Source organism: Massilia aurea, assembly GCF_014200505.1.
GTDB classification, from domain to species: Bacteria; Pseudomonadota; Gammaproteobacteria; order Burkholderiales; family Burkholderiaceae_D; genus Telluria; species Telluria aurea_B.
On the sequence record NZ_JACHBX010000005.1, the window covers coordinates 1 to 21,686 of the forward strand.

18 protein-coding genes and 2 pseudogenes are annotated in these 21,686 nt (G+C 52.1%); 7 read left to right on the forward strand and 13 right to left on the reverse strand.

The annotated features are described in order from the left end of the window. Positions 1 to 218 precede the first annotated feature (218 nt). The 10 genes and pseudogenes from HD842_RS19925 to HD842_RS19965 all read right to left on the reverse strand — a co-directional run bounded on the left by HD842_RS19925 (position 219) and on the right by HD842_RS19965 (position 10,318). A complete protein-coding gene (locus HD842_RS19925) occupies positions 219 to 560 on the reverse strand; it encodes a DUF1840 domain-containing protein (protein WP_183556591.1) in 342 nt (113 codons plus the stop codon). 69 nt (positions 561 to 629) lie between these two features. Beyond that, positions 630 to 2,183, reverse strand: coding sequence for a hypothetical protein (locus HD842_RS19930; protein ID WP_183556593.1), 1,554 nt, complete (start codon positions 2,181 to 2,183; stop codon positions 630 to 632). Then, on the reverse strand, positions 2,180 to 2,914 hold the full coding sequence (locus HD842_RS19935) for an ABC transporter ATP-binding protein (protein ID WP_183556595.1): 735 nt from the start codon (positions 2,912 to 2,914) through the stop codon (positions 2,180 to 2,182). The genes HD842_RS19930 and HD842_RS19935 overlap by 4 nt, the downstream gene beginning before the upstream one ends. An 8-nt stretch (positions 2,915 to 2,922) precedes the next feature. Beyond that, positions 2,923 to 3,429, reverse strand: a complete 507-nt coding sequence (locus HD842_RS19940) for a hypothetical protein (RefSeq protein ID WP_183556597.1) — start codon at positions 3,427 to 3,429, stop codon at positions 2,923 to 2,925. A 64-nt stretch (positions 3,430 to 3,493) separates the two neighbouring features. Further along, positions 3,494 to 4,096 (reverse strand): annotated as a pseudogene (locus tag HD842_RS19945) (ATP-binding protein); the annotation flags it as partial. A 306-nt stretch (positions 4,097 to 4,402) separates the two neighbouring features. Beyond that, positions 4,403 to 4,854, reverse strand: a pseudogene (locus HD842_RS24545) (IS3 family transposase); the annotation flags it as partial. Position 4,855: 1 nt separating this feature from the next. Next, positions 4,856 to 5,143: a transposase gene (locus tag HD842_RS24550; protein WP_441899750.1), complete on the reverse strand. Its 288-nt coding sequence runs from the start codon at positions 5,141 to 5,143 to the stop codon at positions 4,856 to 4,858. A 685-nt stretch (positions 5,144 to 5,828) separates the two neighbouring features. Beyond that, on the reverse strand, positions 5,829 to 6,569 hold the full coding sequence (locus HD842_RS19955; protein WP_183556601.1) for a hypothetical protein: 741 nt from the start codon (positions 6,567 to 6,569) through the stop codon (positions 5,829 to 5,831). Between the two features lie 271 nt (positions 6,570 to 6,840). Beyond that, positions 6,841 to 8,394 (reverse strand): MBL fold metallo-hydrolase, encoded by a 1,554-nt coding sequence (locus HD842_RS19960; protein WP_183556603.1) that lies wholly within the window; start codon positions 8,392 to 8,394, stop codon positions 6,841 to 6,843. Further along, positions 8,381 to 10,318, reverse strand: coding sequence for a hypothetical protein (locus HD842_RS19965; RefSeq protein WP_183556605.1), 1,938 nt, complete (start codon positions 10,316 to 10,318; stop codon positions 8,381 to 8,383). The genes HD842_RS19960 and HD842_RS19965 overlap by 14 nt, the downstream gene beginning before the upstream one ends. 237 nt (positions 10,319 to 10,555) lie before the next feature. On the opposite strand from HD842_RS19965, the gene HD842_RS19970 reads away from it, so the two are divergent. From HD842_RS19970 to HD842_RS19995, 6 genes are all read left to right on the forward strand, one after another. Next, positions 10,556 to 11,227, forward strand: coding sequence for a dUTP diphosphatase (locus HD842_RS19970; RefSeq protein WP_183556607.1), 672 nt, complete (start codon positions 10,556 to 10,558; stop codon positions 11,225 to 11,227). After that, the gene (locus HD842_RS19975) at positions 11,217 to 12,146 is read left to right on the forward strand and encodes a phosphoribosyltransferase-like protein (protein ID WP_183556609.1); all 930 of its coding nucleotides are present in this window, start codon (positions 11,217 to 11,219) and stop codon (positions 12,144 to 12,146) included. Before HD842_RS19970 ends, HD842_RS19975 begins: the two co-directional genes overlap by 11 nt. Beyond that, a complete protein-coding gene (locus HD842_RS19980) occupies positions 12,113 to 14,017 on the forward strand; it encodes an ORC-CDC6 family AAA ATPase (RefSeq protein ID WP_221290773.1) in 1,905 nt (634 codons plus the stop codon). The genes HD842_RS19975 and HD842_RS19980 overlap by 34 nt, the downstream gene beginning before the upstream one ends. Next, positions 14,010 to 14,963, forward strand: a complete 954-nt coding sequence (locus HD842_RS19985; RefSeq protein WP_183556611.1) for a hypothetical protein — start codon at positions 14,010 to 14,012, stop codon at positions 14,961 to 14,963. The genes HD842_RS19980 and HD842_RS19985 overlap by 8 nt, the downstream gene beginning before the upstream one ends. After that, positions 14,960 to 16,078, forward strand: a complete 1,119-nt coding sequence (locus HD842_RS19990; RefSeq protein WP_183556613.1) for a class I SAM-dependent methyltransferase — start codon at positions 14,960 to 14,962, stop codon at positions 16,076 to 16,078. Before HD842_RS19985 ends, HD842_RS19990 begins: the two co-directional genes overlap by 4 nt. 533 nt (positions 16,079 to 16,611) lie before the next feature. Next, positions 16,612 to 17,619, forward strand: coding sequence for a serine hydrolase domain-containing protein (locus tag HD842_RS19995; protein WP_183556615.1), 1,008 nt, complete (start codon positions 16,612 to 16,614; stop codon positions 17,617 to 17,619). 332 nt (positions 17,620 to 17,951) lie between these two features. Here the strand turns inward: HD842_RS19995 and HD842_RS20000 are convergent, their stop codons facing one another. Together HD842_RS20000 and HD842_RS20005 are read right to left on the reverse strand one after the other, a co-directional pair. Further along, positions 17,952 to 18,281 (reverse strand): H-NS histone family protein, encoded by a 330-nt coding sequence (locus HD842_RS20000; RefSeq protein ID WP_183556617.1) that lies wholly within the window; start codon positions 18,279 to 18,281, stop codon positions 17,952 to 17,954. A 457-nt stretch (positions 18,282 to 18,738) separates the two neighbouring features. Continuing rightward, positions 18,739 to 19,428, reverse strand: a complete 690-nt coding sequence (locus tag HD842_RS20005) for an ankyrin repeat domain-containing protein (RefSeq protein WP_183556619.1) — start codon at positions 19,426 to 19,428, stop codon at positions 18,739 to 18,741. A gap of 516 nt (positions 19,429 to 19,944) precedes the next feature. On the opposite strand from HD842_RS20005, the gene HD842_RS20010 reads away from it, so the two are divergent. Then, complete coding sequence (locus HD842_RS20010) at positions 19,945 to 21,078, forward strand: TDT family transporter (RefSeq protein ID WP_370660862.1); 1,134 nt, start codon at positions 19,945 to 19,947, stop codon at positions 21,076 to 21,078. 10 nt (positions 21,079 to 21,088) lie between these two features. On the opposite strand, the gene HD842_RS20015 is transcribed toward HD842_RS20010, so the two are convergent. Continuing rightward, positions 21,089 to 21,679 (reverse strand): uracil-DNA glycosylase, encoded by a 591-nt coding sequence (locus tag HD842_RS20015; protein ID WP_065306379.1) that lies wholly within the window; start codon positions 21,677 to 21,679, stop codon positions 21,089 to 21,091. Positions 21,680 to 21,686: the final 7 nt, after the last annotated feature.

Consider the following 21,686-nt stretch of genomic DNA (forward strand, 5'->3'; position numbering starts at 1 on the left):
CCGATGATAGTGCTGCAACCAGTGTGAAAGTAGGTTATCGTCAGGCTAGTTATATAGAAAAGCCCCACTCAGTGATCTGAGTGGGGCTTTTCGCTTTGGGCGATCGATATTCACGCAATCAAACAACTGGTACCACTAGACTGATATGACCTAAAAAAAGCCCGCTGATTCACATCAGCGGGCTTTTTACATGCAGACAAGGACAAACTAAAGCCTGCTTACACACCCCAAAGGATATCGGTCTTGTGATCACGCGCCGAACGCAGCATTTCCAGCAGCGGATACATGCGGGTCGAGAAACTGACGACCTCGATCGCCTGATGGTCATGGTCGTCTTCATCGCGGTGATGCGCATGAACATCGTGCGCCACCTGATCCGATACCTGATGCTTGCGGGACTCTTCGATCTCCTCTTCGACCAGCGAAATCACCTGCGTAGCTTCGGCCGAGGTAATCACGCCACGTTCGGGCTCCTTGTGCAGCAGGTCAAGGATACGTTTGGCATGTTCCTGATACATCAGAACTTCTGGATACGTTTTGCATTTAAATGTAATCAACATAGCTATCTCTTGGTTTTGTTAGTAATTAAACGATAGCACGACTCGCGCCCCTTCACAGTGCGGTCGCGCTCACATCGGCCGGGACCGCAACATCCAGGCAGTGCCAGGTACAGCAATGGCGAAAAACGTAGCCCCCGCTGCGACGAGGATGCCCATGCGGTCCAATGGCCCGAGCGTGGCAGCCGACAGAAGCCATCCCAACGCGCCCCATGCCAGGCTGTTGAACAATTCAAGCACGTTCATCACGAAGCCACCCTTGCCACGCCCCTTGAAATTACTGCGCACACCAGGCCGCCCGCACCAGAACACCACCAGACCCGCACCCGTGACAGCGCCGCACACGACCAGGAATCCGACCAGCCCGGCGGCCGGAATCCGCATTGTCAGCCATAGCAGAGGAACCGCCACCAACCCCAGCACCGGCATCATCGCCGCAGCCAGCTTGGCGCGCCGCACCGTGCGCTGCGACGCGGGCGACACCAGCAGCAGATCGGGCGCATCCTCGGCCGACAACGCAATCCATGCCAACGCACCGGTCAGCGAACTGCACAGCAACACCAGGCCCGCGCCGATGGCTTGCACTTGCACATCGGCACGCTTGAAAATCAGGAAGAACAACGGCAGCAAAAACAGTATTTGCAGCATCACCTGCGACAGCAACTGCGGATCGCGCACGATCAGGCGCCATTCCTTGATGACCACCGTGCGAAACAGGCTACGCCCGAAACGGGGCCGGGCCGTCGTCGATGACGCCTTGCCCGCAGCGAGTGACGACGTCGACGCGGCCAGTTGCAGCCCGCGCGCAAAGAAGCGATGCGTGTGCCAGGTCGACAGCATGAACATGCTGCACGCGAGGGCGCCCAGTAGCAGCACCGGCAACGGCTCGCCCAGCATCGCCCGCGCCGGCAGCCAGAGCAGGCGATCCGCTGCACCCTCCGCCTGCACCATCCTCAGCACGGTATTGCGAATGCCGTCCTGTGTTTGTCTCGACGAAAGTGCATGCAGCTGCGACGCGATAACCAGCAGCGCGCCAGCCAGCGCCCCGACAATCTGCGCCACGACGCGCGTGCGGCGCGCACCGAGCAGACGCACGAGGGCAAGCGTGAGCAGCATGGCGCCACAGCTGCATAGCACCGCAAGACCGATCACGCCCGGATAAATCCCGAGCCAGCGAAATTGGCCCTGCAGCAGCCCCGCATGCGCGAACGGCGCCAGCAAAAACAGGTACAGCGCCGCCGTATCCGCGCACACGCCCAGCAGCCGCACCGTGAAAATGCTGCGCGAGGGTAGGGGTGACGACAGCAGCAGATCGAGGTCGCTGCGCTCGAACATCACGACGACGCATGCCTTGATCGCCGATGACAGCATGAAGGTCGTGACCACGATCAGCAGGGCGGACACCGCCAGCAGGATGCGCGGATCGTCGCCCGGCATCCCTGCCAGCTGGCGCACGACCAACCAGCCCCCCACATGCATGGCGATACAGCCAGCGGCCGCCAGACCGAGCGCCAGATTGCCTGGCCGGCGCCGCCCGTCCGCCGCTTTGCCGCCCGCCGCATTGAACCAGGCGAGCCGCAGCTCGTGCCGCAGCAGCCAGCCGACACTGCCCGGCGCCAGCCTCATGGTGCGGCCATCAGGTGCAGGAACATGTCTTCGAGGCTGCCGCCCGGCGTACGTTCGCGCAGCGCGTCCAGCGTGCCTTCGGCGATCAGCCGGCCCTGGCGAATGATCCCGATGCGGTGCGCCAGGCGCTCGGCCACTTCCAGGATGTGCGTTGTCAGGATGACGGTGCCGCCCTTGGCCACGTGCGCCAGCAGCAGGTCTTTCACCTGGCGCGCTGCCGCTGCGTCCAGGCCAGTGAGCGGCTCGTCGAGGATCAGGAGTTCCGGGTCGTGGATCAGGGCGCCGGCCAGCGCGAGCTTCTGCTTCATCCCGCGCGAAAAACCTTCGGTCAGCTCGTGCGCATGCTGGCTCAGGTCGAGCCAGTCGAGCAGTTCGCGTGCGCGCGGTTCAGCATCCTGCGCCGGCACGCCCCACAGGCCCGCGACGAATTCGAGGTACTCGAACGGCTTGAGCTTCCCGTACAACATTGGCTCGTCCGGCAGGTAGGCCAGCTTCGCTTTGGCCGCTGCCGGCGCTGCAGTCATGTCCACGCCCAACACCTCGATCGTGCCGGCGTCAGGCGCCAGCAGGCCCGTGACCAGGCGCAGCGTCGTCGTCTTGCCAGCGCCGTTCGGCCCGAGCAGTGCATAGAACTCGCCGCGACGGACCAGCAGGTCGAAGCCATCCACGGCAGGGCGGCCGAACTGCTTGCGCAGGCCGACCAGGCGCAGGGCGGGGCGTTGGTCATCCATGGAAGACCTCAGAAGCTCGTGAAGGATGTGAGGAACTGCTCGACCTGTTCCGGCGGCGTCTTGCCTGCGGGGCCAAGCACGATGACCTGATAGACGCGGTTGCCCTTCGCGGCGAAGCGCCCGCTCAGATGCATTGGCGTACCCTGGCCGGCGCCCGTGACATCCACGTTCAGGTCACCAGTGGCCGCAGCGTCGGGCGCGCCGATATTGCGCAGCAGCGCCAGGCGCATGGCCGGCAGCGCCGCCTGCGCGCGCGCCGCATCGGGTGCGACAGCGGTGCCCACGGCAAACGTCGTGTTGTCCACCTTGGCCGCCGTCATCGTCATCTCGACCTGCAGGCCGTTCAGATCCACCTTGCGGGTCAGGGTCGCAGGCTTGGCCGGAAACAGCGCCTTGAAGCGGCCGTCCTCGCTCGTATGGTCACGCCAGTTATAGGCCGGATTGCAGCCGGCCAGCAGCGCGCCCGCCAGGAGGATCGGGACAATCTGCAGGGCACGCACGATAGAGGTTCGCATGCGTCGATGGTAACAGCAGCGCTGCAGAACGCAACACCTGCAACTCACGCTGCAATTCACACTACTACTCACGCTGCAACGCGCGCCGGTACCCGATCGCCTCGGCTACATGCGTGGCGGCCACGTGCTCGCTGCCAGCCAGGTCGGCCACCGTGCGCGCCACTTTAAGAACGCGGTGATACGCACGCGCCGACCAGTGCAGATGCCGGGCCGTGGCATGCAACAGGCGTTCTCCGGCGTCGTCAGGCGCGCAATAGCGGTCGATGTCGCGCGGGCCGAGGTGGCTGTTGGGCCACCCCTGGCGCGCCATCTGCACCGCACGCGCCTGTGCTACCCGCGCTGCGATCACGCTGCTCGGTTCCCCGTCGCCGCGTGCGCCCATGCTCTCCGGCCCCAGGGCCGCGACCGGCAACTGGATATCGATGCGATCGAGCAGGGGCCCCGAGATGCGGCTCTGATAGCGCAGCACGGCGGCCTCATGGCAGTGGCATTTGCCGCTGGCGTGCCCGAGCCAGCCGCACGGACACGGATTCATCGCTGCAATGAGCTGGAAGCGTGCCGGAAAATCGGCCTGGTGCGCCGCGCGCGAAATCGTGATCTGCCCCGACTCGAGCGGCTCGCGCAGCACCTCGAGCACGCGCCTGTCGAACTCGGGCAGCTCGTCTACGTTTATAGTCGGTTTTGTATTAGATGAGGGGAAATATCTTCTATCAATCAAGTTGTTAGACCCCATCTAAGAATTGATTCATTAGATGGAAGCAAAGTCGACTAACGAACTGGAACTTAACAAGACAATTCGTGCAAATAAGTTAAGGATTTATACACATGTAGGGCGGCCCAACTTTGACCATCCTCTGGCGCCGTAGCCTATTTTCTACAAATCCACAAATAAACACTCATCATGCGATCCTTGTCAGTGCATGTTAACTCTGGGCTGATATTTGGCCTTCCCTGATCGATACCGACACTTCCGTTAGGCGCATCTTAGATTTTCAAACTGTACCGGGCTAACGTAGCCGATAGTGAAATGACGACGGCGTGGATTGTAGAACCTTTCTGTATAGTGGAACACGTCAGCGCGTAACTCATCTCTGGTCCGGTAGTGCTTTTTGCTCATGCGTTCGGTCTTGAGCGTCGAGCGAAGCATTCCATTGCAGCGTTGTCCCAGCAGTTGCTACGACGGCTCATGCTGCAAACAATGCCGTGCGATTCAAGCAGACGCTGGAAGTCCTCGCTCGTGTACTGGGAGAGCTGGTCCGAATGATGCAGTACCGCGCGAGGCCGGCCACGACGGAAGATAGCCATTAGCAGGGCATCCATCACTAACCGCGCGATCATCGTCTGTTGCATTGACCAGCCAACTACACGCCGCGAGTACAGGTCTAGGACGACAGCAACAAACAGCCAGCCTTCACCAGTCCATACTTCACTTTAGGTCGGCTGCGAAGTAGCCGAGCGCCTTTTTTAATATGTCGCGCTCCGCCTTGACCTTCGCCAGCTCGCGCCGCACGTGCTCGTACTCTTGGAGCGATACCTTCTCTTGACCGCCTGGTACCTCTGCATCCACGTTAGCTTCTCTGCACCATCGCCCCAGCAAATTGGCACCGATGTCAAGGTCAGGGGCTATCGCAGCCTTGCTTGCGCAAGGCTGACCTAAAAGCTTGACTATCTCGCGCTTAAACTCTTCTGAGAACAAACGTCTTTCACGTGCCATGTAACACCTCCGATAGGAACATCATACCTATCGAAAAGTGTCGGTCGCGGTGGGGGACGGCCAAACAAACCGACTAGACACTGCACACGATCGCCGATTTGTAGAAGATCGACAGCAGATTCGCGCCTATTGCTGACGAGAAGAGCCAAGCTCGCACGTGGGCAAATGCAATTGAAACCAGTCCTCGGACGCTTCTTCAAGTGGATTGGCGCGTAGTTCGACAAGCGGAACTTCATGCTAAGCAGTCGTTTGCTAGTTCGCTAGAGTCTTTCCATAAAGCGCCGGGTTGGCCTAATGGCTTACCCGGATGGCATGCAGACATACAATACGATGATGGCGGTGTCGTATTAAGGTCGGCGATCGCAATTTGTTACGGGGCCTACGGCGGAGCAGGCGGCTTGCCTCTCTTCGAGAGGTATTAAATCTCACCGCAAAATTTGTCGGCACACTTCAGCCTCGAGACTTCGAGCTTTAACCAACCGCGCGTCTAAAGGACTTCACGGAAAAAAACGGACATCCAAAAACTAAATCGGAAGGTGAATTTCACGCATTAAGTGAAGCTTGAAAATTTTCATCAGATTTTAGCCCGATCTAAAAGTCCATAAGCCATTGCATGTTTATCTCATGATGTGGGCGTTTGCGATTCAAATGTGGAGAGCGTTTTTGTTAATATTGAATATATTCCTCAGTCACTGACCCTACCTATATCTGTATTCGCCATGTCCGTTACCGCCTCCATGATGGCGACGGTCTGTTGGGCGACAATCGGAGACGCTGGCACCACTAAGTAGCGTTCCCCCATAGTGACAAAGGGGGCAAGTCCGAGGGGCTCAAATACTACCGGTGATATCATACTAAACACGATTCCCATACAGAGGAAATTTGAGCAAAAGTATCCGGGTGTAACTTCAAATACTGCCGGATATTGAATAACTTCCCAGCCAGCTACGATTTCCCTCAAGCTTTTAAGAAATCCTAATGAGACTGGGAGGACGGGGGGCACTAGAGACACCTCACGTAACAAAAATTTTCTTAAGTGCTCTTCAGTCGCCTCGGGTAATTTATAAATTGAATGCGATTCCGCGACAGATGCACGCCAGAAAACTGAATATGTAAATATCAATATATAATCAATAGATAATGCTGGGATAGGATAGGACCGCCGCCCCATTTTACTACTTTTAAAAGCTGGACGAAGCAGTTCTATTGTCCTCTTTTCGGATATGCTTAGCATTTTTTCGCATGAAGTACATAGCATTTCTTCTTTGAGGTCTCTTTGATTTTTTTGGTTAACCGACCCACCTATTTTTATGTGTACATTTTTTCCATTATTATCTTTTGTGACTTTATGCAAAGATGATGGAATAATATGAGATTGATGAAGTAACGCTGTTTTTTTGCAAAGCTTACAAGTACCTGTATTCATGCTTATGGGAAATATTTAGTTTAATGCAATGTTGTCAGGCAAGTCATCTGCTGTCAAATGTTGGGATTTGGCTGAATCAAACCGGTGATCTAGATTAGCCAGTTGCTGAGCTGAGGAGATAGTATCCACGCCTATAGGCAGCAATCGAACCATAGTAGACATTCCGTTCTACGCAAAGTCGTACTGCAGCCCCTCTCAAAAGTATACGCAAAAAAATTTGCAATTATGTATTGAGTAGAAAATGTTCAATTATTTTAGCTGCTCTATTCTCTCAGAAATATGTTAGCTCTACAAACAACTTATTTGGATCAAGCAAAGTAGTATTGCGGAACTTTGCCTTTGCTGTGCTAGATAACCCTCTCAACACGTCATCGCTCGGCAAATCGAGGTCATCAGCTTGTAATAGTCTACCTTGGGTTTTTTCACGTAACCTTTGTACCAGCGGTGGAAACGGCATGCCTGTCCAACCACTCTTACGGGCCTGCTGCTGTACTACGGGAATGTAGGCTATTAAGTCGTCACTGTGCATCTGCTCTAAGCCCAGTTCGCGTAGAGTAGCATTGTGACTACCGTGATGACCTACCTTATAGAAGACAGTGCGTCGGAGCAGGTCATTAGCAGTCACGCGAGTAGAACCGCTGTCTTCGCTAAGCGTCCATTGCATACGTTGCCAAGAAAGCCAGTTTCCTACTTGAGCATCGGCTGGAAATAAAAAAACCTCGCCACTATCAATAAATTCGAACGCTAGCACCAAGGAAGTGTTATTCGTATGGTTATCTAAGTTAAGAGCAAGCGTTTCGGCAACATGCGTCCAATCGTCTTTAATCCGGCGCCATTCTTCGTCCGGCTGGTCCCATGTTTGTTCAAGTAGTACGCGTAATTCAGGTGAGATCGTGCTGCGAATCATATCTGGCGATTGATGCCATGCCAGATCAAAAGGGCAGTCCGCATGGCCGTCGGAAAGGGATTCGGGTAAAGCTGCCATCCTGATGAAAGCGTCACGCACATTGTCTGCTAGATCAGCTTCGGCCGCCATTTCATACACCTCTCTACCTGACTTAGTTGGCGCAGATTTTTTGATGAAAGTCTCATCTTCAGGCGGACCCAGTACGAAGATTCGTACCCCGGGAATATTTGCTAATGAAAATGGAGTTTTAGTTGGTTGTAAGTAGCGAACCTTAACACCGTTGCGATTCACGAAATAGTCGAAAGCTTTGCGGGTCCTACCGATCGGCGACGCCGGCGTAGCTGGTTCAGATTCGTCGGTTGGATCTGTCGTCGCGCCAAAAAACTGCAATACTGAATTAATGGAATCGGCTCGGGAAGTTGCGATAGGAGAAGTCGGGTTGGAGCGAAATGCTTGCACTGCAGCCGTAAGCGCAGCAACTTTCTTGGCACGTTCGGAACGCAGCCGCATGCCAAGCGCATGTGTCGGGTCTTCAGTCCAAGCGTACCAGGCTTCGCCAATGTCAATTTTGTCAAATAAAGCTTTCTGGGTGGAGAAACCAGAGACATGGTCCCAGTGTTCGTGTGTCATGACCACAACGTCGATCCGATTGTTGCATGCCTGTGATATGTCAGAGACTACTTGACCCATAGTTTCTTTGGCTCCCCCGGCTGCATTGATTAATCCACAATCGATCAAGACATTATAGGTACTGCCATCGGCTTGAGAAAATCGGAGAAGGCTACAGTCACCTAGGCCATGGCGGTAGAGTCGAATAGACAGACGCGGAGTTTTTGGATTGTCACGAATTCGGCGTGTGATAGCCGAGAGAAGATTGTCGAAAGACATATTTAATTTATACGGTTTAGTGTTCGTCATGTAGCATACAAAATGGTTCAGCGCGCTCGGTGACATGCACGCCTCCAAAATAGGTATTGCGCAATGGCATTGAATGCTCCATGCGCGTTTGTTTGTACCGGCGAACTGCCTCTAAACGTATTTGATCATCGATCGGACGCGTGATTGCATAACTTAATCGGGGCGACTCATCTGTCATGTCGAAGATGAGCGTGCATCCGCCACGGAAGGTAAATGTAGAACTGTCTGATTGATTCGGGTAAATTGGGACCTCTCGCAGTTGCTGAGTGACAGTGATAATCAATTGTTTAGAAATGCGCCCATCGGGCGTTACGCGTAGCGCAGGTAGTACCGCATGGACCTCGAAGATCGCTTGGCCATTTCGCTCGTCGCGAATGCCAGGCAAAGGTGCATCGACGTCTAAATTTAGTCCGGTTATACGGGTAAACGCCTTACGTTCTTCAGGGCTAGTATTGGATCCCAGCAGTTTTTCCAGTAGTCGGTGTACGACTACATGAGCGTTACGCAGGGTTTCGAAAATCTTATCGCGTCGACGCTGAAACAGAGCATTTGCAAGAAGCCCTTTTAGTGTGTGCGCCGCTCGCCCTAGCGCCTCGCCTCCCGCAGGATATTCCTCCTCCGCATAACCCCAGCGTAGTTGCTCCTCGGACAATACTTTTAGGCCTTCGGGGACGATTCCCCAGCGACGGAATGATTCGATAAGCGCCACGCGATAGCCATAGCGGTCGCTAGACATCATGTCATAGTCAGCTGTGACTAATGCGCGTAAATAATCGCCAAATGTAATGTCAAACGGCGGACAATAATCTAAAGCGCGAATACACATGTTGAGGAAGTGGCGCGCTGTTTTTGTTGCTGCTTTTGCGAGCGCCCCAATTACATCACCAGGAAGGGCTCCCTCGGGAAGCACGCCAGAGCCGGAACTTGCTAGAGCGAATATATGCTTGGAGCGCAATTTATATATTGCTAGAAATGAGGAGAAGATCGCCGAGACTAGAATTGCACCACGCTCATGCGGCTGGGTAGCCTCATTCAGACGCCGAGTATCCGGTATTACGGGTTGCCATACCCCTTCAGCGTCGTAGTTTCCTATGGCGCTCCGTAGGGCACCGTAGCGGCCGGTCGCCTCTCCAAACTCTTGTGCAAGTTCACCAAGAAGCGCAGCAGTCTCAAGATCGCCACGTGTACGTTCTAACTGGTGTCGTAATACGTCTGCAAGGGTAAAATGTTGGAATAGTGCAACCAAATCCGCGAACGCTTCGTGAAATGCTAAGGTATCTAAGTGATTATCTTCAACGTAGCGACGGTGCATGCCGTCCAACAGGGCATGGGTAGTTTCGTGAGCGACAATGTCTTGGGATAAACAAGAGAAGACAGTTCCGGCTGGACCTTGAAAGTAACCAAACAACAGCGCTTTTTTTTCTGGGCTGTAGTACGCGTTCGCCGCACGCAATGCGTGCGGGTAAATACGTAGGGTCGAAACATATCGCTCGCGCTGCCCAATCGGCGCCTCGCTACCGAGGTCGCGGGGGGACCACTGGACACGGCGTCCCAATGCCTGCTCAAAGCTAGCAATTGTCTTCATAGCGACGGCGTATACCATTTGCTGGTGGAATTGAGGATTGCCTTGCGAAGGGGCAACACCGTCCTGTGCGAGCAAGACTGTAGCGTTGAGGTCAACGGGTTCGTACCAGCATCCGCTGGCTGGATCGTAGTCCAGTACTTCGACGTACTCGCCGCGTGGTCCTGGCTGCAAGTTAGCTTCCCATGGGACTTCCATCACTGTGTGATTGACCGGAGCAGTCTCCAATCGAAGCGACAGACTTGGGTCGAGCGCAAATGCACGCAGACGACGGAAGGGAGGATTCCCGGCACTGCGAGTCGCGTAGTGAATTGGTGCGGTTTCGGCGTTGTATTTCGTCATTACCTATGGCCCATCTACTGGCGTTTGCTGGCATTTAGTGATAGTCGAGTTAGGAACTAGCTCTAGAATACTAACGTATTCTACTGCGTCAACTGTTGCTTGGGGGAAGTTGTGATCAAAGGAGATATGCAACTATACTTTAAGAATTTGCAGTCTCAACGCACAGCATAAGCTAAATGATGTGGCGCCTTGACGTGTTGGCCTTTAGAATAAGTAAATCTTAGAAAAAGGTTCTACATGAATGCAAATTTGGCAACATTGGCAGATAGCCGCCTCCGTGAAATGTTGATGCTACAGGAAGAAGTCAACAATTTAATTAATTCTTGCTGGCGTAGAGCTGAAAATCCCTGGTACCGCGCAATATGGACGGAGTGTGCCGAGTTAGTAGATCATGTCGGATGGAAATGGTGGAAGCAGCAGTTGCCGAACATTCAGCAGATCGAACTAGAACTCGTTGACATATTTCACTTCGGTCTAAGCGATCTACTGCAGAACCACACGATTGAGACGATCTTGGTTCAGTTTCAGGAAGTCTACAGAAATTTTGCCTCCCAAGATAATCTAAAGTCGATAGATAGTAATATAGCATTAGAGGTGGTCGAAAATTTTGCATTGGATATTATTCAGACTAAAAAATTCGACTTCGGGAAATTTTGTGAACTTTCTAAATATTTAGGAATGAGCGAAGCGAGGCTGTACCAGCAGTATGTTAGTAAGAACGTCTTGAATAAATTTCGTCAAGATCACGGATATAAAAGCGGAAAATATGTCAAGATGTGGCATGGTCGAGAAGACAACGATTGGCTTGCTGATATTTCAGCTGTGATAACAAAAAACCCCGCTATTTTTTCTCAAGAATTGTACTTGCGCCTCAAAGAAATTTATCTTGAGGTCATAAATGGAAAATGATCGGGCCGCGAGAGGCCACTTTGAGAAGTGGGATTTTTTTCGGATGGCACAATTATGGCCTCGTTCAATAAGTTTCGATCCACAGGGATGGATCAAAAATTTTGAATCGGATGAGCTTCCGTACGCTTTAAGATTGCTAGAAGGATTTACTTATTATTCCGACGAGTTGGTTCAGCATCTATTTCGAACTGCTTTCCAGAATATTTCCCAAATAGTTGTAAAGAATAAAGAAAACTATTTTTCTGCAGTATCTCAATGGACGCAGTTCGTTGATTCACTTATCGTCGTTCGTGTGGAAGGGCGGGACGTCAGCGATGCTGATACAAGTTATATATTTCCGAGATACGCACGTGACGTCCTCGGGCTGCAGCCAAGTCAAATACTCTCACCGTCTAAAGCGTTAGAACGACTAAGAGATCGTCCGAGAGGGAATGTTGTTTTTGTCGGCGACTTCGTTGGTACGGGAGAACAATTCGAAGAAATGTGGAATAAGATATATACTTTGGAAGATTATTCGTATGCTTCTTTCAATTCTTTAACTTCATCAGCAAGTGCAATCGAAACTGAGTTTTTCTATTGCCCTTTGATCGCTACCGAAATCGGACGTGATTATATTAAAAAAGAATGTCCGTTAGTCAAGCTCGTGCCAGCTCATCTACTTCCCGAAAACTATAGTGTGCTGTCAAATTCTTCGACAATCTGGCGTGACGACATGTGTCAAGATGGCCCAAAATTTATCGCGACTGTGAGTGAGCGCGCAGGGCTTTCTGACTTAGACGGTAGGTTAGGATGCTGGAAGGGTTATGGCAAGCTTGGCCTAGCTTTGGCATTTGCTCACGGTTGGCCAGATGCGATACTTCCAATTTTTACGTTGGACGATGGGAAATGGACGCCACTATTGAAAAAGGGATTCGTATGATCAACTCAACAGAGATCGAGAAAAACCAGCTTAGTGACATTCTAGGAATGTATAAGGCAGAGTGGTTAAGTAATAAGCTGTTTGATCTTTTTACAGAACCTGGTTATTTTTCAGAATTAAAAACATCGCGACCATGCGTTCTTATCGGAGGACGCGGAACCGGAAAGACTACTGTGCTAAAAGGCCTTTCGTACGAGGGCCAATTTTCATTTGCTGACGGGAATAAGGATACTATAGACAGTTGGAGCTTTTTTGGCATCTATCACCGAGTTAATACAAATCGCGTGACGGCTTTTCGTGGCCCTGAATTGAGTGAGGCAGAATGGAGTACATGCTTTGCTCATTATTTGAATTTGCTATTTTGTTCTCAACTGCTAGAGTTCGCAAGTTGGTATGAACGACAAACAGGGCGCCTGATAAGTTTAGGAGAGCAGGACTTTCTACCATTTAAAGTCTCTTTGAACCTGCCTAACGATGGGAAATTAAAAGAACTTGCACATGAGCTACGACTGGAAGTGCTAAGATTCGAGGCCTCGATTAATTCAGTTCAAGACACGCCTCCTATAAATCTGTCAATGCAATCTGCGCCAATCGATGCGCTAGCAAGGATTTTGTTATCTTCTCCAGAATTAAGAGGTAAACAGTTCTTTTTTCTTATCGACGAGTTCGAAAACTTCGAAGATTACCAGCAGCGAATACTTAATACAATAATTAAACATTCTCCCGCTGAATACACATTTAAGATAGGTGTGCGAGAACTGGGTTGGCGCGAACGTGCGACACTAAATTCAACCGAACAGCTGACATCGCCAGCGGACTATGCACGTATCTCAATCGCTGAGCGGTTAGATGATAGCAAATTTAAGCAGTTCGCAGAACGTGTTCTTTCGGTACGTTTTGCTAACGTAGCTACCTTCCCTTTGCAGCCTGCAAATTTATTTCCTAGGTTAAGCGAATCCGACGAGGCAGAAAAACTTTTAGATCGGGCTGGAATTTCTCGTATTTCCAGTCGAATACGATCGGCAGTCGCTGCGGATATACTGAACGATGCTTTAAGCTTGCCCCTCTCGGTTAAGTTCTTTTTAGTCTACTGGGCGGATGCACACCCAGAAACATCTTTAGAATCAGAGATTAAAGCTTGGCTTGCCGGCAATGCAAGTGCTCGTGAGAGATACGACAACCATTTCTATGCATCGTTATTTTCTATACGGCGTGGAAAGCGTGGAATAAGAAAATATTACTCTGGATGGGATGTCATAATATCCCTTTGTGCTGGCAATATCAGGTATCTCCTGGAGCTAGTGCATCTGGCAGTTATTCTTCACCTTGAAAAAGGAAATGATCCATTTTCGCCTATTGATCCTGAAACTCAGACTGAGGCTGCTCAGATGGTTGGGAGGAAGAATTTATCTGAACTTGAGGGACTTAGTGTGGATGGTGCGAAGTTGACAAAACTTTTACTTAGCTTGGGTCGAGTTTTTGGGGTTCTTGCTGAGTCTCCAGCACGCCATACGCCCGAAGCTAACCAGTTCCATTTGCGTGAGGATTCTGCGTCTAGCGAAAACGATGACAAAGCCACCAGTCTATTAAAACACGCTGTGATGCATCTAGCTTTAGTGCGATTTGCCGGGAGTAAAGCGCTGGATGAGCGTGATACGAGAGCGTACGATTATATGATTCATCCGATATTTGCCCCGTTTTTTGTGTTCAGCCACCGAAAAAAACGTAAGATAAAGCTAACGAGCGTACAGCTGTTAGCTCTAGTGGATCGACCGCGTGCCGGCATCGATATTGCATTGAAAAATAACAACCGGCAAAGCGACGATCTTCTTCCAGACCAACTGGAGCTTTTTGGCGAATTCTATGCGTAACATTCGCCTTGAGCCGATTTTGACCGATACCTACGAGTCTGTTGATGAATTCCGTCCTGTTCCGGGTAGTGCATATATATATGGTGTGACAGCCGAAGATCGAAGTACTCACACAGCACATTGGCGAGCAGAATGTCAGGATGTAAATTTTGTAGAAATACACAGTGAGGCATTTGCTGAGTTTCAGGTTGTTGGAGACCTAGATAAATACTTTCTTCGAGGTACCACATCGTTAAATAAGTTGCTTAATTCATTAGGAAGCGGCCGGGTTCTGTATATCGATATAACAGGTCTTACCCATCCAACTTGGGCTGCGCTGATTCGAACTGCCGTCGATGTTTATAAAGAAATACGGATTGTATATGTCGAACCGAGTCGATATAGGCGCAGTGAAGCTCCGCTGCAAGGGCAGGTATATGATTTAAGCTCACGAATTGCAGGGATCACTCCAATGCCCGGTTTCGCAACGATTTCCGAAAACGACGACTCTGTGTTTGTTCCGATGCTTGGTTTTGAAGGCGCGCGCTTGAGACATGCTCTTGAGCACGTCCAGCCGGACCGCGTTATTCCTATTGTTGGGCATCCGGGATTTAAGCCTTGGTACGTTTTTGAAACCTATTCAGGCAACAGATCAGCGCTCGAGGAGACGAAAGCTTGGCAAGAAGTCGTTTATGCCGCTGGAAATTGCCCTTTTAATTGTTTTTATGTTTTGCAGAAAATTGCGGGAAGCAATCCACTTCGAGTCCTAAAAGTAGCCATGATTGGTACTAAACCTCATGCTTTAGCTGCGGTTATGTTTTCACTCATTTCGCCAGAACGCATAGAGCTTATTTATGACAACCCAATAAGAAAGGCAGGTCGAACGGACGGATCTGATCGTCTCTTGGTGTATCATGTAAGTGCTATACTTTCTGGAATAAACAAAAATAGTAGTGTGAAGTCGTGACAATTGACAGTTTTTACACGTCAGCTTCCCTTGCTGATACGTTAACATCCTTTGGCAGTGTTAACGAGCCACCTGCTACGGTAGCCGACTTCGCTTGCGGGGGAGGGAGTCTGCTGCTTGCCGCTGAACGTCGGTGGCCCGGTATTCGTGTGTTAGCAAATGATATCTCACGTTCTGCTATAAGTAAGCTGAAACGAACGCGATCTAATTGGCAGTTTTCGGCGGCAAATTTTTTAGAGCAGCGCTCGATTCGTTCGTCGCGGATTTACGATAGCATTGGGAATGTCGATCTTGTTATTTTGAATCCACCATTTTCCCGCCGCGACAAAAAAACATATGTAGTGGTATTTAATGGAAATAAATATTGCGTTAGCGTAGCTACAGCGTTTGTGATTAATTCCTTGCCCTTTATGAGTCAAGGAGGTTGTCTCTTAGCTGTACTTCCGGATGGCTGTCTTGTCAGTACTGCAGATGCTCCCGTATGGCAAGAAGTGAACAGATTATTTAAGTTCGAAGTAGTAAGGGATAACGCGCGTTCGGAATTTGAGGGGGTAAGTGCTCGGACATGTTTAGTTCGTCTATATAAAAGAACCGAGCATACACTGCATCTTGTACCTAATGAAGTAAAAAACAAGTCGAAATTTAAGATCGAGCGTGGCACCTGTCAGATGCATACGCGGAGAATTAAATGCGAGGGAAATTCCGCGCCACTGGTACATACTACACATTTGAAGAAAGGTCGGGTTGCTCATTCTGATGAAATTGTTTTTGGTAAAACCATTGAAGGCCCCGCTCTATTGTTTCCCCGCGTTGGGAGAATAACACCAGAAAAAGTCTGTCTGCTTGAGGAGAAACGAGTCGTCGTGTTATCAGATTGTGTATTGGCGTTGCCGTGCACATCTTTTGCCGCTAGCGAAAATCTACATACTCAAATTATTTCTAAATGGTCAATATTTTCCGCTTGTTATCGCGGAACTGGAGCTCCATACATTACAGTTGACCGTGCCACGCATGCTTTATCAAAGATTATTACTGTCGATAAGAAGACGATGCGCGGTGTTTCAATGGGTAATAGTAAATCACTCGGCGCTGCAATTTCTCTCGTTGACATATAGGAAAAAGTAATTGAGGCGATTTCCGTGGTGGTCATCAATATGCTGTCGCGTTCCCCAAATTCTTATCCATAATTGGCTGGCGCCTGGCTTTACTGACCATCAACCTGGTCAAGTGGTGCATGCGGCCCTCGCATCCGCAGCAGTGGCGTGGACGACTTCGCCGCTTGTAACGACGCGCTAGTCCGCGCATCGCGTCATGCGGTCGATTCTTCATCGCGCGGCATCAGTCTCTCACTGCAAACGGTCCCCCACATCTAATACGACTCCCCGCAAGTTTGCCTGTCAGAGGATAAATTTCAACGTTCAATGCTTCACTGCAATGCGCTCGTGGCGCAATTTATTTCCTGGCTGCTGTACCAAAATCCAGATGTACGGGTGCAGTCTTTGCCTTCTGCTAATTATGGAACGAATGCTTGGCAAACCGGGGGCGTCCATATACGACCCGAAGCAGTCGTTGATGCTTTTTTTTCGATACCAACGACGCCTTGGCACGTAAGATCTCGGCTTCATCTAAAAAAACAAGCTAAAACTGCATGCAAAAACTTTTAGAATATTATAGCGAGTTGGAAGCGCTCTTGCCGTCGCAGGGACCGGGTTTCAGCGCCGCGATCTTGTGCGCAGGAGAAACGTTATTTGAGCGCCATCATGGCCTTGCATCATTGGAGCTCAAAGTGCCGTTGTCGCGCGACTCCGCATACTACTTGGCATCGGAATCGAAGCAATTCACAGCGGCGTGCGTCATGTCGTTGGTACGTGAAGGCGCGATAAGTCTTGATGACGACGTTTGTGCACATTTGCCAGAGTTGACCAAATTCGAGCAACCATTTCCGCTGCGAAGTCTGTTAAATCATAGCAGCGGGATTCCAGATTATTTCCAGTTCCTGCAGTGTCAGCTTGGACGGCACGAAGCTGACTACTTCAATAATGACATCATCCTGCAGTTGATTTCTCGCATGGACACCGTGGAGTGTCCTGCACAGACTAAACACCGGTACAGCAATAGCAACTACATCCTTCTAGCCACTCTCGTCCAGCGATTGAGCGGTATGACGTGCAAAGACTATGCTAGGAAGACGCTGTTCGAGCCGCTCTGCATCCAGGAAATGACATACGATGACGATCGCTTTGATGTCATAGAACATCGTGTGTTCAGCTATGAAAGTGACGCGGCGCGTTCTTCGGGATACAAACAGCATTTGGGTAATGCCAACACGGTTGGAGATGGCGGCATGTATGCCAGCACTGCTCAGCTGCTACTGTGGGAAGTCGAATGGCACCGCCAGTGGGCCGACCATTCAAGCCTGCTGCATGCAATGCTACAACCGTCCCCCTTTTTGGATGGAGCAGTGCCTGACTACCGATTTGGATTGGAGATCACGGAAAGGTTCGGGCAAGAAGTTGTGTTTCATAACGGCGGTCTTTGGGGATTCAACACGCTGATTGTTAGGCTACCTCAATCCCGTACATCAATAATACATTTGGCCAATTGCCAGAATGCTGAGCCGGACATGGATCGAATTCTCTCTGCAGCACTTACCTAGGGGTAGGAAAGTGAGCTAGACCAGTCTTGTATGGACCTACTCGGTGCAAGGCATTACGCGTCATTCGCTATAACTGCTTTTGGCCGACTCCTGCCTGCCACGACCGGTAGCTTTCGTCCCAGGCCGTGTAAAAACGCAAGTTAGGCATGGGCTTGAGGACAATCGCCCCCTTAAACCGCTCGCTACGGCGTTTTCTCATGGTCTGGAATCGTAAAGGGACCCCTAAGACACGCCGATCGCACGTTTTTTAAACAGCCTGGTCCGAAAAATGCCAATTCGGCAACTGCTGCCAGTTAAGCCAGCTTGGACAGTACATCGATGAACCTTTGAAATTAGATTCTAAAGTCTGCCAGTTGCTTACCGCCAGCAATGCCTTCCGCTATCCATTTTGGCTGGCGCCCACGGCCGGTCCAAGTTTGACCTTTATCAGCTGGATTGTGGTACTGCGGCTCTACCTTCTGCCCTTTGCCCTTCGACGACTTTTTCGAATTTACCGCGAGCAATTCCTCGACTGTCACGCCTACCTCCTGTGCAATCGAGAGAATTTGCTGACGTGCTTTTGCTAAGTCGCCTTGTTGGCGGTTCTTAATCTCCTGGTCGATGCCATGCTGGAGTTCCTTCAGTTTGCTAAGGTTGAAGCTTGACAGGTCGATGTTCGTCATTTTGTTTCCTTTTCAATAAGTTATAACGCTCTGGTACCAATTCTACTATGTGCTTATCAATTTACATGTCTTACGAATCAACGTCAGTGATCTTCTGAAGGGACTAAACGAAGAATGCGGGACGATTGAGCTATCTGCCCTACTACGTGGAGCAAAAGATTAGGTCGACAGAATACCCCCGACATTAGCCGGCGGCAGCAGGTCTGAGCCTCAATTTGCTCGGACATTTCCAGTGCGTCATCAACTTCGATGCCCTCTAGGCATACGTCAGTCCCTGTTCACTTAGCTTGGCACACAATGTCGAGCCGCGACCGAGCCATTTCTGCCGAACTAGGCCGTTTGCGTCGGCGTCGCAGGTTGCCGGGCGAAAAAATCACAGACTGTCTCGACAGGCCGGATTCGACCCAAACCGGACGTTCGCTAGTAAGCGTGTATCGACCGAAAATGACAACCAAGACTAGTCAAAATTGATGTTTGGATAGTACCGTTCGAGAATTTTTTGCATCTCGGGCTTTCCCGAATAGCGTGCTCTATCGCGGGCCTCATGGATGATGTTTCGACCACGCCAATCCGTCACAGTCACGTCGGCCTTGTAGCGGCAAAGCACGTCGAGTATTTCCAAGTCGGCCGGCTCTGCTTTGAGGGTGCACATGATTGCAGTAGTGCCGTCAGCGCCCATCCCGTTAACATCGGCCCCTGCTTCAAGTAGCGCCTGGACAATTGGAACGAACCTTCGATTTGCTGCCCACATGAGAGGCGTGTAGCGATTGTCATGTGTGTCGGCATGAGGAAGGGACTCGTTTGGATCCTTGTTGGCTGCAAGCAGCATCCGGACGGCCGCAATATCCCCCGCCATTGATGCATGGACAAGCGAGCCGTCACCTGTTCGCATGCCTCCGCGTCGGATGAATTCTTGTACCAGCGCTGACCTGCATTTGTTGATCGCGGCTATTAGTGGACTCCTTCCCCATTCGTCGCGTGCTCGCGTCAGGACACGCTGACTACCAAGACGAAGCGCTTCTTCATCAGCTCCACTTTCAATCGCGGTAAAAATCTCGTGGCGAAAAACTCGACCGAACCACTCCCTTAGCCGATAACCGATCTTCCTCCAACGATATAGATCTTTTAGTAGCACAAATGGCATCATTTACTCGACTTATAGGATGTCCGCTCTTGGCCTAAATCGGCCGGTCACTGTCAGGCTGGTTTCGACCCCATTTCGGACGTCTGCCGACAGCTTTGAGAGAACAACTGGCTGGGCTGCATGCACGGTTTGACCCACTTATCCGCGCTGCGCTGCTGCACTACAAATTGTTAGGACAGAACCGGAAAGCAGAATGGGCCATAGCGCACTGGTGTCACCGAAAAATAGTGACACGATCGCTCCTCCGGCTGTGGCGGCCATCGCTCGCGGCCAGCGCTGGGTAGGAAGGTGGAAGATAAGGTAGAGCGCGATGATCCCTATCAGTGCGAGTGAAACGACCCAATACCAAGCTACGTTTACCATGTTGAATCAACATTGATCCGAAAGACAAGCATGATACGTGGAGCTTGAACATGAAAGGTCACACAATTTCACGCTGATCAACTTGGTCCGCTGCGAAGGACCGCTTTTGGCCGAAAGCAGAAGTTCGTCGTCGCCAGTGTAACTCAGCAAGAAGCGGTGGATTTCGCTACTTCATGCCCTGTCGTCGCAGTAATTTCCAAAACGTCGCATCTATTTCGGAAAGTCACATTTGCGGCAACGATGGGCACCGGCATCTTGTCGCTCGCGCTCGCCCAACTTCCAGGCGCGCTCCCGGGAATGGCCCGCCTGGCCGAGGGACTTTGGCTTTTTAACATTGCGCTGTTCGTATTGTTTGCCGCGCTGTACAGCGCGCGCTGGGTCATGTTTTTCGACGAAGCGAAACAGGTGTTCGGCCATGCGACCGTCTCCATGTTCTTCGGTACCATTCCCATGGGCTTAGCTACAATTATCAATGGATTTCTCAGCTTTGGCGTGTCGCGCTGGGGCGCCGCCGCCGTCGCGGTGGCCGAAGCTTTGTGGTGGATCGATGTGGCCATGGCACTTGCTTGCGGCGTCCTCATTCCTTACCTGATGTTCACGCGCCAGCAGCACAGCATCGACCAAATGACGGCGGTCTGGCTGCTGCCGGTCGTCGCTGCCGAGGTTGCAGCGGCGAGCGCCGGGCTGCTTGTGCCGCACCTGCAGGATGGTGGCGCGCGCTTCACAGTCCTGATCACCGGCTACGTGCTGTGGGCATACTCGGTGCCAGTGGCGCTCAGCATTCTCGCGATTCTGTTATTACGCATGGCCCTGCACAAACTGCCGCACGAAAGCATGGCGGCATCAAGCTGGCTGGCGCTCGGGCCAGTGGGCACCGGCGCGCTCGGCATGCTGGTGCTCGGCGCCGCCGCGCCGGCGACGCTGGCGCCGTTTGGCCTGGCCGAGGTTGGCCACGTGGCCAACGGGATGGGCGTGGTGAGCGGCCTGCTGCTTTGGGGACTCGGCCTGTGGTGGATGATGCTGGCAACCCTGATTACGCTGCGCTACTTCAGGGCAGCCGTTCCATTCAACCTGGGCTGGTGGGGCTATACCTTTCCGCTCGGCGTATTCGCGGTCACCACGCTGCGTCTGGCGAAGGTGCTCGATTCGCTGTTCTTCGAGGTCTTCGGCAGCGCGCTGGTAGTGGTACTGGCAAGCCTGTGGCTGGTTGTCGCATGGCGCACCGCGCTCGGCGCTTACCGTGGCAACCTGTTCGTCTCTCCCTGTATTGCGTCGATGAACCGGCCCTGAAGGCCAACGTTCAGCGCGCCAGTTGCGCCGCGCGCGCCAGTGTCGCGACGATTTGCGGGGCCACAGTTGGCGACGTACAAACAGATAGCGGACTCGGATGAGGCATTTCCAGTACGATCAAGCCCGGCCGCCTGGCCTCGATGGCAGCGTGGGCCTGGCGGGCCGTGCGTCCGGCCAGCACGACCACCCGCAGGCATGGCAGGAGGTCCAGCACATCGCCTAGCATGGCGATGCCTGCGCGTACCGCCGCCACACCCAGGCGCGCCGGCGGAGCTTGCTCGTCGGCCAGCCAGGGCACGGTATTCCACAGCACGGTACGCGCACGCGCGACGGCGGCTTGCGCCAGGAAACGTTGAAGATTGCGCTGCGCAGGACCAGGATTGTCGCGCGAGACGAAGCGCGGGCGCATCGCATGGCGCGCCGGCGCTTCCAGCAAGATGAGAATGGACGCATCGGCGCCGCCGTCCAGCGGATCGAAGTACGGCAGCGCGCGGACGGCTGCGTGCGTGTCGACCCACTGGTTGAGCGCGACCACATGGGGAAGAGACAGCAGTTCGACGCGGCGTGCCAGTTCGGCTACATCGTCCAGCAAGGGAGCCACCGGCACG